Source organism: Streptomyces sp. NPDC000878, from assembly GCF_053599695.1.
Genome location: NZ_JBSFMT010000081.1, coordinates 13,204 through 26,711, shown reverse-complemented (window position 1 = coordinate 26,711; position 13,508 = coordinate 13,204). Strand labels below are relative to the sequence as shown.

At 69.9% G+C, this 13,508-nt stretch carries 13 protein-coding genes and 1 pseudogene; 8 read left to right on the top strand and 6 right to left on the bottom strand.

What is annotated here, in order from left to right:
* The first annotated feature begins 23 nt into the window (after positions 1 to 23).
* The 5 genes and pseudogenes from rox to ACWDR4_RS42290 form a co-directional block, all read left to right on the top strand.
* A complete protein-coding gene (gene rox, locus ACWDR4_RS42310; protein ID WP_450416527.1) occupies positions 24 to 1,502 on the top strand; it encodes a rifampin monooxygenase in 1,479 nt (492 codons plus the stop codon).
* A gap of 20 nt (positions 1,503 to 1,522) precedes the next feature.
* Positions 1,523 to 1,897, top strand: coding sequence for a VOC family protein (locus tag ACWDR4_RS42305; RefSeq protein ID WP_450416551.1), 375 nt, complete (start codon positions 1,523 to 1,525; stop codon positions 1,895 to 1,897).
* Positions 1,898 to 1,926: 29 nt separating this feature from the next.
* Entirely contained in the window at positions 1,927 to 2,883 is a 957-nt protein-coding gene (locus tag ACWDR4_RS42300) for a GlxA family transcriptional regulator (protein WP_450416525.1), read from the top strand.
* 117 nt (positions 2,884 to 3,000) lie between these two features.
* Positions 3,001 to 3,999, top strand: a complete 999-nt coding sequence (gene gap / locus ACWDR4_RS42295) for a type I glyceraldehyde-3-phosphate dehydrogenase (RefSeq protein ID WP_450416524.1) — start codon at positions 3,001 to 3,003, stop codon at positions 3,997 to 3,999.
* A 278-nt stretch (positions 4,000 to 4,277) separates the two neighbouring features.
* A pseudogene (locus ACWDR4_RS42290) lies at positions 4,278 to 4,544 on the top strand (DsbA family oxidoreductase); the annotation flags it as partial.
* 23 nt (positions 4,545 to 4,567) lie between these two features.
* Here the strand turns inward: ACWDR4_RS42290 and ACWDR4_RS42285 are convergent.
* The 4 genes from ACWDR4_RS42285 to ACWDR4_RS42270 all read right to left on the bottom strand — a co-directional run bounded on the left by ACWDR4_RS42285 (position 4,568) and on the right by ACWDR4_RS42270 (position 8,455).
* Positions 4,568 to 5,662, bottom strand: a complete 1,095-nt coding sequence (locus ACWDR4_RS42285; RefSeq protein ID WP_450416523.1) for a Gfo/Idh/MocA family protein — start codon at positions 5,660 to 5,662, stop codon at positions 4,568 to 4,570.
* Positions 5,663 to 6,226: 564 nt separating this feature from the next.
* Entirely contained in the window at positions 6,227 to 7,057 is an 831-nt protein-coding gene (locus ACWDR4_RS42280) for an enoyl-CoA hydratase/isomerase family protein (protein WP_450416521.1), read from the bottom strand.
* Between the two features lie 466 nt (positions 7,058 to 7,523).
* Complete coding sequence (locus ACWDR4_RS42275; RefSeq protein WP_450416519.1) at positions 7,524 to 7,889, bottom strand: MerR family transcriptional regulator; 366 nt, start codon at positions 7,887 to 7,889, stop codon at positions 7,524 to 7,526.
* A complete protein-coding gene (locus tag ACWDR4_RS42270; RefSeq protein WP_450416518.1) occupies positions 7,862 to 8,455 on the bottom strand; it encodes a hypothetical protein in 594 nt (197 codons plus the stop codon). The genes ACWDR4_RS42275 and ACWDR4_RS42270 overlap by 28 nt, the downstream gene beginning before the upstream one ends.
* 191 nt (positions 8,456 to 8,646) lie before the next feature.
* Here ACWDR4_RS42270 and ACWDR4_RS42265 point away from each other — a divergent pair, with 191 nt between their 5' ends.
* The 3 genes from ACWDR4_RS42265 to ACWDR4_RS42255 all read left to right on the top strand — a co-directional run bounded on the left by ACWDR4_RS42265 (position 8,647) and on the right by ACWDR4_RS42255 (position 10,474).
* Positions 8,647 to 9,180 (top strand): helix-turn-helix domain-containing protein, encoded by a 534-nt coding sequence (locus tag ACWDR4_RS42265; RefSeq protein WP_450416516.1) that lies wholly within the window; start codon positions 8,647 to 8,649, stop codon positions 9,178 to 9,180.
* A gap of 97 nt (positions 9,181 to 9,277) precedes the next feature.
* Positions 9,278 to 9,967 carry a hypothetical protein gene (locus tag ACWDR4_RS42260; protein WP_450416514.1) on the top strand — a complete coding sequence of 230 codons (690 nt, stop codon included), beginning with the start codon at positions 9,278 to 9,280 and terminating at the stop codon, positions 9,965 to 9,967.
* Between the two features lie 168 nt (positions 9,968 to 10,135).
* Positions 10,136 to 10,474: a DUF2516 family protein gene (locus tag ACWDR4_RS42255; protein WP_450416512.1), complete on the top strand. Its 339-nt coding sequence runs from the start codon at positions 10,136 to 10,138 to the stop codon at positions 10,472 to 10,474.
* A gap of 48 nt (positions 10,475 to 10,522) precedes the next feature.
* On the opposite strand, the gene ACWDR4_RS42250 is transcribed toward ACWDR4_RS42255, so the two are convergent.
* Positions 10,523 to 11,989: a SpoIIE family protein phosphatase gene (locus ACWDR4_RS42250; RefSeq protein ID WP_450416511.1), complete on the bottom strand. Its 1,467-nt coding sequence runs from the start codon at positions 11,987 to 11,989 to the stop codon at positions 10,523 to 10,525.
* A gap of 342 nt (positions 11,990 to 12,331) precedes the next feature.
* Positions 12,332 to 13,408: an NlpC/P60 family protein gene (locus ACWDR4_RS42245; RefSeq protein WP_450416509.1), complete on the bottom strand. Its 1,077-nt coding sequence runs from the start codon at positions 13,406 to 13,408 to the stop codon at positions 12,332 to 12,334.
* Positions 13,409 to 13,508: the final 100 nt, after the last annotated feature.

Sequence of the window (13,508 nt, the reverse complement as noted above, 5' to 3'; positions counted from 1 at the left end):
CACATGGGGATGTGGGGGTTTTCGTGATTGACGTTGATGTTGACGTGATCGTGGTCGGCGGCGGGCCCACCGGCCTCATGCTGGCCGCCGAACTGCGCCTGCACGATGTGCGCGTGGTCGTGCTGGAGCGGGACCTGGAGCCGACCCCGGTCGTCCGCTCGCTCGGTCTGCACGTACGCAGCATCGAGGTGATGGACCAGCGCGGCCTGCTCGAACGGTTCCTCGAACACGGCAAGCGGTACCCGGTCGGCGCCGGTTTCTTCGCCGGCATCACCAAGCCCGCACCCGCCCTCGACACCGCGCATCCCTACGTACTCGGCATCCCGCAGACCCTCACCGACCGCCTCCTGTACGAGCACGCCGTCGACGTCGGTGCCGAGATCCGGCGAGGCTGCGAGCTGGTTGGGCTGAGCCAGACCGAGGGGGACGACGGAGTCGACGGCGGGGCTGACGGAGGGGTCACGGCGGAACTCGCCGACGGTACGCGGCTGCGCTCGCGCTATCTCGTCGGCTGCGACGGCGGCCGGAGCACCGTGCGCAAACTGCTCGGCGTCGGCTTCCCCGGCGAGTCCGCCCGGGTGGAGACGCTGATCGGCGAGATGCAGGTGGATGTCGAGGCGGAGACAGTGGCTGCCGTGGTGGCCGAGGTGCGCGAGACCCACCGGGGATTCGGCCTCGGGCCCCTCGGGGACGGGGCGTACCGAGTCGTCGTACCGGCGGAGGGGGTGGCCGAGGACCGCACGGTGCCGCCGACCCTCGACGAGGTCAGGCAACAGCTGCGGACGTACGCCGGTACCGACTTCGGCGTGCACTCCCCGCGCTGGCTCTCCCGCTTCGGCGACGCCACCCGCCAGGCCGAGCGCTACCGCACCGGCCGGGTCCTGCTGGCCGGCGACGCGGCGCACATCCACCCGCCGGTCGGCGGGCAGGGCCTCAACCTCGGCATCCAGGACGCGTTCAACCTCGGCTGGAAACTGGCCGCCGAGGTGCGCGGCCGGGCCCCGGCCGACCTGCTGGACAGCTACCACGCCGAACGGCACCCGGTGGCCGCCGACGTACTGGACAACACCCGCGCACAGATGCTGCTCCTGTCCGCCGAGCCGGGCCCGCGCTCGGTGCGCCGGCTCCTGTCGGAACTGATGGACTTCGAGGACGTCAACCGCCACCTGATCGAGAAGATCACCGCGATCGGCGTCCACTACGACCTCGGCGAGGGCCACGAACTGCTCGGCCGCCGCCTGCGCGACGTACCACTGAAGCAGGGACGCCTGTACGAGCGGATGCGCACCGGCCGCGGCCTCCTCCTCGACCGGACGGGCGGCCTCTCGACGGCGGGCTGGGCGGACCGTGTCGACCACGTCGTCGACGACGGCCGGGAAGTGTCCCAACTGGCCGTGCCCGCCGTACTGTTGCGGCCGGACGGGTATGTGGCCTGGGCCGGTTCGGACCAGTGGGAACTGCTCGACCGGCTGGCGAAGTGGTTCGGCCCGGAGGTGCCATGACCCTGCAGACGAAGATGACGATGAAGATGAAGATGAAGTTGGCCGCGATCACGCTCGACTGCCCTGATCCGCTGGCCCTGGCTGCCTTCTACCAGCAGGCCACCGGCTTCCAACCCCACCCGAAGTCGGACGCCGAGTTCGCGGGCCTCACCCGCGAGGACGGACTCCTCCTCGGTTTCCAACGGGTCGACGGCTACCGGGCTCCGCAGTGGCCCGACCAGACCGTCCCCCAGCAGGCGCACATGTGCTTCGACGTACCGGACCTGGACGAGGCCGAGACCCGACTGCTGGAACTGGGCGCGGGCAGACCGGACCACCAGCCGCACGACCCCACCAGGGCACGGGTCCTCACCGACCCGGCCGGTCATCCCTTCTGCATCTGCCGCCGGGGCTAGCTGGGGAGGAGTGCACGTAACCTCTTCCCGTGCCCGCACCCCGCCCGCATCGCGTCGCCGTCCTTGTGCTCGAGGGTGCGAAGCCGCTCGATGTCGGAATTCCGGCGCAGGTCTTCACGACCCGCGCGAGCATGCCGTACGAGGTGCGGGTGTGCGGGGCGACGCCCGGTCTCGTGACCGGCGGCGACGGCCTCGCGTACTCAGTCACCCACGGCCTCGACGCGCTCGCGTGGGCCGACATCGTGTTCGTCCCCGGCTACCGGTTCCCGGACCGTGACGACCCGCCGCGAGCCGTCGTCGACGCGTTGATCGCCGCCCACGACCGGGGCGCGCGGCTCGCCGCCATCTCGACGGGCGCCTTCGCGCTCGCCGCCACGGGCCTGCTCGACGGCAGGCGCGCCACGACGCACTGGCACTACACGCGGGCACTCGCGGCCAGGCATCCGCTCGTCCGGGTCGACGAGAACGTGCTGTTCGTCGACGAGGGCAGCGTGCTCACCTCGGCCGGCGCCGCCTCCGGCATCGACCTGTGCCTGCACATCCTGCGCGGCGACCTCGGCGTGGCCGCGTCCAACCACGCGGCCCGGCGGCTGGTCGCGGCCCCCTACCGCAGCGGCGGCCAGGCCCAGTACGTACCGCGCAGCGTCCCCGAGCCGCTCGGGGAGCGGTTCGCCGCCACCCGCGAGTGGGCGCTGCACCGGCTCGGCGAGCCCCTCACCCTCGACATACTGGCGCGGCAGGCGGGGGTCTCGCCGCGTACGTTCTCCCGGCGCTTCGTCGAGGAGACCGGCTGCACGCCGATGCAGTGGGTGATGCGGGCCCGTATCGACCTGGCCCGCGAACTGCTGGAGCGCTCGGAGCGCGGCGTCGAACAGATCGCCGCCGACACCGGACTCGGCACCGGCGCGAACCTGCGTCTGCACTTCCAGCGCATCCTCGGCACGACTCCGAGCGAGTACCGGCGCACCTTCACCCGGGGCGAGTGACCGGCCCAGGTACGGCATGGCGGGCCTGGCGGGATCCTTTCGAACCGTGGCGATCCCGCCACTGTCAGGGGCGCGAGGCGCAGACGACCCTGGTGGGGAAGGGAAGGGACCTCACTCATGACTCGCATCGCCATCAACGGATTCGGCCGCATCGGACGCAATGTGCTGCGCGCCCTGCTGGAGCGCGACAGCGCCCTGGAGATCGTCGCCGTCAACGACCTCACCGAGCCCGCCACTCTCGCCCGGCTGCTCGCCTTCGACAGCACGGCCGGCCGCCTCGGGCGCCCGGTGACCGTCGACGGGGACACCCTCGTCGTCGACGGCCGCCGGATCAAGGTGCTGGCCGAGCGCGAGCCGGCACAGCTGCCGTGGGCCGAACTCGGCGTCGACATCGTCCTGGAGGCCACCGGCCGCTTCACCTCGGCCAAGGCCGCCCGCGCCCACCTTGACGCGGGCGCGCGCAAGGTGCTCGTCAGCGCGCCGTCGGACGGCGCCGACGTCACGCTCGCGTTCGGGGTCAACACGGACGCCTACGACCCGGCCGTGCACACGATCGTCTCGAACGCCTCCTGCACGACGAACGCGCTCGCGCCGCTGGCCAAGGTCCTCGACGACCTCGCCGGTATCGAGCACGCGTTCATGACGACGGTGCACGCCTACACGCAGGAGCAGAACCTCCAGGACGGTCCGCACCGCGACGCCCGTCGCGCCCGCGCCGCCGGCGTCAACATCGTGCCGACCACGACCGGCGCCGCCAAGGCGATCGGCCTGGTGCTGCCGAACCTCGACGGCAAGCTGTCGGGCGACTCGATCCGCGTACCCGTGCCGGTGGGCTCGATCGTCGAACTCAACACGACCGTCGCCCGCGACGTGACACGCGACGACGTGCTGGCGGCATACCGCACGGCGGCGGAGGGCCCGCTGGCCGGCGTCCTCGAATACTCGGAGGACCCCCTGGTCTCCTCCGACATCGTGGGCAACCCCGCCTCGTCGATCTTCGACTCGGCGCTCACCCGCGTAGAGGGCCGCCACATCAAGGTGGTCGCCTGGTACGACAACGAGTGGGGCTTCTCGAACCGAGTGATCGACACGCTCGAGCTCCTGGCCACCGGCTGACCGCAGGCGGGCTCTTGGCCCGGGCGGGGCCGGGGTTGTCCCGGGTGTCAGCCGATCATGTGGTCATGTGGTCATGACGTCATGTGGTGCGGAACCGCGAGGTCCGGGTGGGCGAACAGACCGGCCAGGGCGGCCGGATCCTCGCCGAGACACGCCTCGGCGACGGTGTCGACGAGCTGGTCGTAGTCGGGGCCGGTCCTGCCCTCGTAGGCCTCGGTCATCCGGCCCCACTCGTCCCAGGGCAGCATCTCCCGCTTGCAGAGGACCGCGAGATCACGGACGGCGTTGCCGCTGATCTCGGCGGCCCGGACGCCTACGCCGACGACGTGCGCGCCGACGAGCGCGCGGGGGCCGAACTGGGGGCGACCGGGGTGCCGTTCGTCGTGATCGACCGGACGTACGGCGTCTCCGGCGCCCAGCCCCCCGAGGTGTTCGGCCAGGCCCTCGCGCAGGCATGGGGGAACCGGTCGCCGCTGAAGGTCATCGGCAGCGAAGCCTCCGGCAGCGCCTGCGGGCCCGACGGATGTGCGGTCCCACAAGGCTGAGGCGCCGCGGATCAGCTTTCTCCCTACTCCGGGAACCTCTCCGACGACTGCTGGATCCGGTCGATCAGGTGGTGCTGTCGTACGGCGTCGGCGAACGTGGTGGCCTCGGTGGTGCCGTTGGCCCTGTCGCGGGCGAACGCGGCGTACAGGTGGGCCAGGTCCTGGACGCTCTCGTCGAGAGAGGTGTCCGGGAGGGACCGGTACTCCTCGGGGACGGGCAGCACCGTAAGGGCGGGCCCGTTGCCGCTGTCCGCGTTGACGCCGTGGACGGTGTTGTCCTCGGTGTTCTCAAAGGCGCGGTCGTTGGTGAGGCGCAGGACGCCCTCGGTGCCGGTGATGTCGATCCGCAGGCCCGTCGGGAACTTCTGGGCGCCCTCCAGCTGGACCGAGAACAGGCCGCCGTTCTCCAGGGTGCCGATGGCCATGACCTCGTCGGGCTTGGCCGAGGAAACAGTCCTGCCGGTCTCCTCGACGGTGAGCTCGGGGAACTGGGTCTCGACGAGTGCGGTGAGGTCCTTGGGGGGTCCGACGATCTGGAACAGCACGTCGAGGAAGTGGCCGCCGTAGATGGACAGCACGTGGGTGAAGGCGTCCACGTCGAAGGTCCAGGCGACCTTCTCCGGCATGACGGGCGGGAACGCGTCCACACCGACCGAGATCCGGGCGGCCCGCACGTCCCCCACGTACCCCCGCGCCACCAGGTCCCGTGCGTAGCGGGCGGCCGGCCCCTGACGGCGCTGGAGGCCGACAATGTGCCGTACGCCCTTCGCCTCGGCCAGCGAGAGCAGCTCCTCCGAGTCCGAGGTGCGGGTGGTGAGCGGCCACTCGCTGTAGACGTCCTTTCCGGCCTCGATGGCAGCCTTCACGAGCGGCACACGCTGCGAGGTCGGGGTCAGCACGGCCACGAGGTCGACGTCGGGGTCCTTGATCAGGTCGTGGGCGTCACCGTAGGCGTGCGGGATGCCGAACCTCTCGGCCGCCTGCTGCGCCGACTCCTTCCGGCGCGCCGACACGGCGACCACCTCGAACTCCGGAAGCGTCCGCAACGCCGGGATGTGCCCGTAGCCGGCCCAGCCGCCAGCCCCGATGATCCCGACCCGGATTACCTGCTCACCCATGCCCTGCTCCTTCACGTGTAGGGGCTTGGCTCTCAAGCCCTGTGCTACCTGATGGTCTGTGTGTTCCTGGGCGACGTTCCCGGCGTGGCCCGGCGGTGGCTCACCCGGCCGGCTCGCGGTCGCGGCGCCTGGAGCTGTTGGGAAAGCCGTGCCGGCGTGCGGCGACGGCCACGGCGAGGGCGATTCGGCGAGGACTGCCGGCCCCAGTGTCGCGAGGACGAACAAGAGGACGAACAAGAGGACGAACAAGGTGAAGCTGGTGAGGACGAGCGGGCGCAGGTGCCGGTCGATGAGGATGCCGGTGATCCAGATGCTGGCGAGAGAGGCTCATTCGGCATCCCGGCGGGGGTATCGGGGCCTCTCGGCAGCAGCAGACCAGCGAGATATTCACGGAGCCCACGGAGGTGAGCCGGCGTCGAGAAAGGGTCATCGAGCGTGGTCGTCACGGCGCCCGGGCAGTGGGCGAAGTACCCACTGTCCGGGGCTACTACCGCCCTGAGCCGCAGTCGACGAACGGTCGTCGGCAGGGCTGCCGCTCACCTTGCCCGGTCGCCCAGGCCCCGGTCATTCGGAGGGAAGACCGCCAAGACGCTCAGCCATGTTCAACTCGAAGTCCTTGTCCGTGCTGAAGCCGGCGGCGTTCAGCTTCGGCATCATCGCCTGCGCTTCGGGCCAGGCATCCACCCCGGCGAGCACATGGTTCGAGACCCAGAGATCCCCTTCCGAGGGGACGCCGGCGCGCGCGTTGACCAGCTTCTTGCCGACCTCCAGCGCGCGCTTCTCGAAGCGGCTCACGCGCTCGGCGAAGGCGTCGACGAAGGCATCGAGTTCACTGTCGGGAACGGATCGGTTGACCCAGCCGTAGCGTTCGGCGATGTCCGCGCCGAAGTCGTCCGCGCCGAGGACGACTTCGAGGGTTCGCGAGCGTCCGATCAGAGCGGCGAGCCATTCGACGCCGCCGCCGCCCGGAATGGAGGAGCCGGCGACCTCGATCAGTGAGAACACCGCCCGTTCCCTGGATGCGAAGCGGATGTCGCAGGCAAGGGCGAATTCGAACCCCTGCGCCCGGGCACGGCCGCGCACCTTTGCCACGCTGAGCACGGAAGACTGTGCGAGCCGGGTCACAAAGGTCGGCCAGTGGTCGAACGACGCGCCACCCGGCTGGTCCGCCGCCCCGTGACCGCGCGCAACATCGTGGTGGTTGACGAAGAAGTCCTCGTCTCCGCTCTCGAAAACAACGACCTTGAGATCGGTGTCGCGCTCGATCTCGTCCATCAGGACGTTCAGTTCCGCGAACATCTCCGGGTCGAAGAGGTTGAACGGGGGATTGTCGATGACGACGCGCCAGTAGGAAGGCGACTGCCGGATGACACTGAGTCGATTTGTGCCGGACATGAGGGGAGCTCCGTTCAGAGGACCATCGCGGACACGCCGCGAGGTCGTGTCGTACGTGCGTCACCCCAGGGTCAAACATTGACACCAGTGTCAAGGTCAAACGGGAGGCCGCGCATCCCGCAGAGAGGCAGGTCAGGTACTCCCCGGGGGAATGCCAGGGTCGACGCTGCAGGACTTCTTCACCGGCCGTCTTGATCCAGTAACCCGCCCCGCCCCGGCCCGGTCAATGGCACCGGCGCCGGTGAAAAGAAACGGGCAGATAGCCCGTACGCCGGTCCTGTGATGGCGCCGCACCAGCAGCTGCCGAGCAGCGGGGCGCTGAAGTCGATGGCAGTCCCAGCCGTGGAAGAGCCCTGAGCTCCGGATCCGACAGAGAACTCCTGCCGGATCCACGCAGGCATGAGCGAGACTTCCCGTGCCCGGGGCGTGTGGCGACTTGGATCTACGCGGCGCCGGTGGTGCTGCGTTACGTGGTCGCTTCGTCGACGGCATTCATGTAGCCGTCGATGGCGTCGCGGTTCTGGGTGAGGCAGTGGATGCGGGCCGTCATCCGGTCACGCTCGCGTGCGAGGACCACCAGCAGTTCCGGGTCGGCATCCTCGACAACGATCTCGCGGGGCTTGTCGAGGCACGGCAGGATCTGCTTGATGATCCGGGTGGGGATTCCGCTGTCGATCAGTCCGCGGATCTGAATCACCCGGTCGACCAGGTAGTCGTCGTAGTCGCGGTATCCGTTGGCCAGCCGCTGCGGAACGATCAGTCCCTGCGCCTCGTAGTACCGCAAAGACCGCGCCGGCGTGTCCGTCAGCTTCTCCAGCTCTCCGATGCGCATATGACCGTCCTCACTCCCGCTGTGCAGTCTCCGGGTTGACCTTGACACATATCTCGGATCGGTCCGGCGGGAAGTTCACAGGCGTTGTAGAGCCGTCCTTCGCTGCCAAGCAGCGTCTCGCTGAGTACGAGTTCGACGCAGGCCAGGGAGACCCGCTCCAGGAAGCGGACCCAACCATCCCGCGACCGGACGAACACCGGTGGATCGTCCTGACCGAGGTCCCGCAGTCGTACTCCCCAGAAAGCGCATCCCTGGTTCTCGCTGCGGAAGACGAGGACTCCACCGAACTCGTCGTGCACGAACAGCTCAGAGGGGTGCAGCAGCGGGTCCTGGTTGCCGGTGAGGTCGTGACGCGTCCCGAGAAGTGAGTACGCCTCGCGCAACGCGGTCGGTAGCGGGAGCCCCAGCGCCTCGTCGGCTCGCTCCAACTCCTCCGCCCGCGTACCAGCGCCATCGGCGAGCGGCTCCGCCCACACTGCGGCAAAGTCGCGAACGAAGGCCCATGCTCGCGCCCTGTCGGGTATCCCGCCGCGCAGAGCTTGAGCCACATCGAACTCGTCAACCATGCGGTGGACCGTACAAGCCGGCCGGCTTCGCCGGGACTCCGCCAGGTCGTTCGCCAGAACCACTGGGACTCGCCACATCTGCTGAGAACGGACAATGACCGGGGATCGTAGATCGCCCAGCCACAGTGGCGTAGCGCACTTTTGCAAGCGCCTGCTTGCAATAGTTAGCGCGGGTGCGGCAAGCTAGACGCATGGCATCGCTCAACGTCGGCAATCTTGGTGAGTATCTGCGTGAACAGCGGCGCACCGCGCAGCTGTCTCTCAGGCAGCTCGCTGATGCCGCCGGGGTGTCCAATCCGTATCTGAGTCAGATCGAGCGCGGGCTGCGCAAGCCGAGCGCGGAGGTGTTGCAGCAGGTCGCCAAGGCGCTGCGGATCTCCGCCGAGACGTTGTACGTGCGGGCCGGCATCCTTGACGCCGAGCGTGACCGGGTCGACGTGGAGACGCGTGCCGTCATCCTCGCCGATCCCACGCTCAACGAACGGCAGAAGCAGGTGCTGCTGCAGATCTACGAGTCCTTCCGCAAGGAGAACGGGTTCGAGATCGCCGATCCGGACAGCGCGCCGGCCTCGACGGACGTCCTTGTGCCGGACGTTCCGGGTGTCGACGCGGATACGGACGCGGGTACGGAGACGGGCGCGGGTACTGGTGCCGACGCAGATGCAGATGCAGGCGAACACATAGGCACCGGCAGCGATGCCGACCCGCAACAGACGGCCAGTTGATGCAGTTGACGCAGACGTAGTCGACGCACGCTGGACCGGCCCACGTTCGCCGCAGTCCAAAACCCTCAGCCCCAAGCAACCCGGGAGGACCATCACCATGGCCATCACCGACGACCTGCGCAAGACCTTCAGCGACCCCACCCCGTTCTACTTCGCCGCCGGCACCGCCGACCTCGCCCTTCAGCAGGCCAAGAAGGTGCCCGGACTGGTCGAGCAGCTGCGTGCCGAGGCGCCGGCCCGGATCGAGGCCGTACGCGGCACCGACCCGAAGGCGGTTCAGGAGAAGGCCGCCGCTCGCGCCAAGGAGGCGCAGGAGAAGGCCGCCCTCCGTGCCAAGGAGGCGCAGGAGAGCATCCAGTCCAAGGTCGGCGAGTTCATCGGCACGCTGGACGGCGATCTGAAGAAGCTCGGCTCGACCATCGACGCCGACCTGAAGAAGCTCGGCGAGAGCGCCTCGGACCTCGCCCTGCGCGGTGTCGGCGTCGCCGCCGAGTACGCCGTGAAGGCGCGCGAGACGTACGAGAAGGTCGCCGAGCACGGCGAGCAGGCCGTGAAGACCTGGCGTGGCGACGCCGCCGAGGAGATCGAGGAACTGGCCATCGCCGTCGAGCCGAAGGCCGAGTCGGTCGAGGTCAAGGTGGCGACCGAGGAGACGACGCCCGCCCCGGCCGCCGCCCCCGCTCCCGCCGAGGCCAAGACCACGCCCGCCCCGGCGAAGAAGCCCGCCGCGAAGAAGGCCCCGGCCCGCAAGCCGGCCGCCAAGAAGACGACTCCGCCCGCCAAGTAGGCAGAGCCCAAGTGGGCAGAGCCGAACGGGTGAAACCGTGTGTACGGGGACGGGTCGGGCACTCCATGCGTGCCCGGCCCGTTCTTCGGGTAGCGGGTTTGCGGAGACGGGTACGGTGACCGCAAATACGATAAGAACTGACCGAGCTTGGTGGTGGACGTTGTGCTGATGCAGGGGTTCGCAGGGTTCATGTGGCTGTTGAGCGTGGCCCTGATCGTTTTCAGCGGCTTCGCGCTGATCGACGCAGCCGTGCGCCGCGAGGACGCCTACCGGGCGGCGGACAAGAAGACCAAGCCCTTCTGGCTGATCATCCTCGCGCTCGCCTTCGTGGTGAACCTGATCTTCAACATCCTGTCGTTCCTGCCGATCATCGGCCTGGTCGCGACGATCGTGTACATGGTCGACGTACGACCGGCCCTGCGCGGTCTCCCGGGCGGTGGCCGCAGCCGCAAGGGCGGCGGCTCCAGCAGCGACGGTCCGTACGGGCCCTACAACGGCGGTCGCTGACCCCCCCCACCAGCACCCCCACCGGCCCGCTCACCCGCGTGACATGACCTACGCCACGCGGTCCAGCAGCAGTACCGCCAGGTCGTCCGTCAGCTCCCCGCCGTTCAGTCTGCGCACCTCGCTCACGGCCGCCCGCAGGAGCTTCTCGCCGCGTAGGCCCTGGGCCAGCTGGCGGCGGATCATCGCCACCATGCCGTCCTGGCCGAGCCGTTCCCGGCCCTCGCCGACATGGCCCTCGATCAGGCCGTCCGTGTAGAGCATCAGCGTCCACTCGGCCCCCAACCGCACCTGCGTACGGGGCCAGCGCGCCCCCGGCAGCAGCCCCAGCGCCGGGCCGTTGTTGTCGTACGGCAGCAGTTCCGCCACAGCGGATTCCGAAGGCCCCGAAGACCCCGAAGACCCCGAAGGTACGGGCGCCGGGCGTACCAGCAGCGGGGCCGGGTGGCCGGCCAGGCACAGGCCCGCGCTGCGGCCGTCCGGCGCGATGTCGACCGTGCACAGCGTCGCGAAGATCTCGTCGTTCTCGCGTTCGTGCTCCAGGACCTGCTGGAGCGTGCCCAGCAGCGCGTCCCCGCACAGGCCCGCCAACGTCAGCGCCCGCCACGCGATGCGCAGTTCCACGCCGAGCGCCGCCTCGTCCGGACCGTGCCCGCACACGTCGCCGATCATCACGTGGACCGTGCCGTCGGGCGTACGGACCGTGTCGTAGAAGTCGCCGCCGAGCAGCGCGCGGGAGCGGCCGGGGCGGTAGCGGGCGGCGAAGCGCAGCGAGGAGCCGTCGAGGAGCGGGGTGGGGAGCAGACCGCGTTCGAGGCGGGCGTTCTCCTGGGCCCGCAGCCGGGACTCGGTGAGCCGGCGCTCGGCCCTGTCGGAACGTTTCCTCTCCACCGCGTAGCGGATCGCGCGGCTCAGCAGCCGGCCGTCCAGCTCATCGCGGAAGAGATAGTCCTGGGCGCCGACGCGCACCGCCTCCGCGCCGCGCTCGGCGTCGCCGGAGGCGGTGAGCGCGAGGACGGCGTGCCGGGGCGCGAGCCGCAGGACGTGCTTGAGCACCGCCAGCTCGTCGTCGTTGCCGTCGTCAGTGTTCGGGGGAGTCGGGGGCGCGGGCAGCGCGAGGTCCAGCAGGATGCAGTGGACGTCGTCGGTGAGCAGCCGCTCGGCCTCGGTGAGGTTGCGGGCCGTACGGATCCGGATCGGCTTGCCCGAGGCGTCGAGCAGCTCGGGCACGACGGGCGAGCCGCCCGGGTCGTCCTGGATCAGCAGCAGGGTCAGATGCGTGCCGGGGGCGGTCCCGGCCGCGGTCCCGGTGCTGATCCCGGTGGCGCCTGCGGCGTCCGGGCCGGGCGTCGGCTGCTTGCGCGGGGTCGCTTCGCTGCCGGAAGGGACACCGGGGCCGGGAGTGCCGACGGCACCGGGGGCGCCTGCGGAGGGCGTACCTCCGGGCACGGCCGGAGCCTGCCCCTGACCGTTCTCCACGGCCGGGACAGCTCTCTGCCGCGGTACGGGTACGGGCATCGTCGTGGGTTCCTTCCCTCCCCCCGAGGGCACGATGGGCGAGGGGTCTCGATCCACCGACCGGGACCATAGCGGTTGACGGGGCCGGAACGGAATGGTGTGGCGGCGCGTCGGCGAGGTGGCGCCGGTGTCATATGCCGTGTTCCGTAACGCACTTGGGCACGGGGTTGCCCGTCTGGGGATGACGAATGTCACGTCCACCGGAGGGGTTGAGGGTGCCGACGGGTGCGGTGGGTCACGTGGGGCGGGTCACGCGCCGTACGGAATGTGACGTACGGCGGGAAAAGTGCCGTACGTGAGGGTTCGCGGGCTCAGTTGGGTCGCCCCCCGAGTTTCGCCGGCTCAGTTGGGCCGGACCACCCCGAGTATCGGCATGGACCCCGCCCCCGCGATCGTCACCGTCCGTCCAGGGCGCGGGGCGTGCACCATCGCGCCGTCGCCCACGTACATCGCGATGTGGCTCGCGTCGTCGAAGTAGACGATCAGGTCGCCGGGCCGCATGTCCTCGATGTCGACACGGGGAAGCTGCGCCCACTGCTGCTGCGAGGTGCGCGGGATGCTGATCCCGGCCGCCGCCCAGGCCGCCTGGGTCATGCCCGAGCAGTCGAACGAGTCCGGGCCCTCGGCGCCCCACACGTACGGCTTGCCTATCTGGGCCGTCGCGAACTCCACCGCCTTCTTGCCCTGCGCCGTCGCCGTGCCGTCGATGTCGTCGAGGATGCCGGAGCTGAGCCAGGACGTCTGCGCCTTGTAGGCGGCCTCGCGCTCCAGCTCCGCGAGGCGTTCCTTCTCCTCCTTCTCCAGCTCGGACTCCAGCTTCTCGGCCGCCGCGATCTGCTGCTTGACCGTCTTCTGGGCGGCGGCCTTGGCCTTCCGGCTCGCCTCCAGCTTCGTCCACTGGGCCGAGGCGTCCTGCGCGTACTGCTCCAGGTCCTGCTGGGTGCGGGTCATTTCGGCGAGCAGGCCCGTGGTCGCCTTCTGGCCCTGGCGGACCCGGCTGACACCCTCCAGCCAGGCCTGCGGATCGTCGCTGAGCCACAGCCGCGCCTCCGGCGGCAGGCCTCCGGAGCGGTATTGGGAGCGGGCCGCGGCACCCGCGCGGTCCTTCAGCTCGGCCAGCCGCTCCTGCCCCTTGACGATCTCCCGGGCCAGCTCGACGATCTCGGTGGACTGGCGCTCGGTCTCCTCCTCCGCCGCGTTGTACGCGTCCGTGGCGACCGCGGCGTCGTGGTAGAGCTTCTCCAGCCGCTTGCGTACGGCTTCCAGGTCCTTGTTCGGCGGCAGCGTCACACTCGGGGTCGGTGTGGGCGTCGGGGTCGGTGCCGGAGCCGCGAACGCGCTTCCCGCTCCGCCCAGGACGGTGACCGCGCAGACCAGTCCCACGGCTGCCGCGACCCAAATCCGCTTGCCGGCTCCCATTCCCCGTACCCCCGAACCTTTCGCCCACCTGATTAACCGTCAGTAACTTACGGACGCCCGGGGGATGGTGCCATGTCCCCGCGGAAAGAGACAGGCATCC

Bases quoted from the DNA above. Each gene is read 5' to 3' on its own strand.
- ACWDR4_RS42305 (WP_450416551.1), top strand. From the start codon at position 1,523: ATGAAGATGAAGATGAAGTTGGCCGCGATCACGCTCGACTGCCCTGAT.
- gap (WP_450416524.1), top strand. From the start codon at position 3,001: ATGACTCGCATCGCCATCAACGGATTCGGCCGCATCGGACGCAATGTG.
- ACWDR4_RS42285 (WP_450416523.1), bottom strand. From the start codon at position 5,662: ATGGGTGAGCAGGTAATCCGGGTCGGGATCATCGGGGCTGGCGGCTGG.
- ACWDR4_RS42280 (WP_450416521.1), bottom strand. From the start codon at position 7,057: ATGTCCGGCACAAATCGACTCAGTGTCATCCGGCAGTCGCCTTCCTAC.
- ACWDR4_RS42275 (WP_450416519.1), bottom strand. From the start codon at position 7,889: ATGCGCATCGGAGAGCTGGAGAAGCTGACGGACACGCCGGCGCGGTCT.
- ACWDR4_RS42270 (WP_450416518.1), bottom strand. From the start codon at position 8,455: ATGGTTGACGAGTTCGATGTGGCTCAAGCTCTGCGCGGCGGGATACCC.
- ACWDR4_RS42265 (WP_450416516.1), top strand. From the start codon at position 8,647: ATGGCATCGCTCAACGTCGGCAATCTTGGTGAGTATCTGCGTGAACAG.
- ACWDR4_RS42260 (WP_450416514.1), top strand. From the start codon at position 9,278: ATGGCCATCACCGACGACCTGCGCAAGACCTTCAGCGACCCCACCCCG.
- ACWDR4_RS42255 (WP_450416512.1), top strand. From the start codon at position 10,136: ATGCAGGGGTTCGCAGGGTTCATGTGGCTGTTGAGCGTGGCCCTGATC.
- ACWDR4_RS42250 (WP_450416511.1), bottom strand. From the start codon at position 11,989: ATGCCCGTACCCGTACCGCGGCAGAGAGCTGTCCCGGCCGTGGAGAAC.
- ACWDR4_RS42245 (WP_450416509.1), bottom strand. From the start codon at position 13,408: ATGGGAGCCGGCAAGCGGATTTGGGTCGCGGCAGCCGTGGGACTGGTC.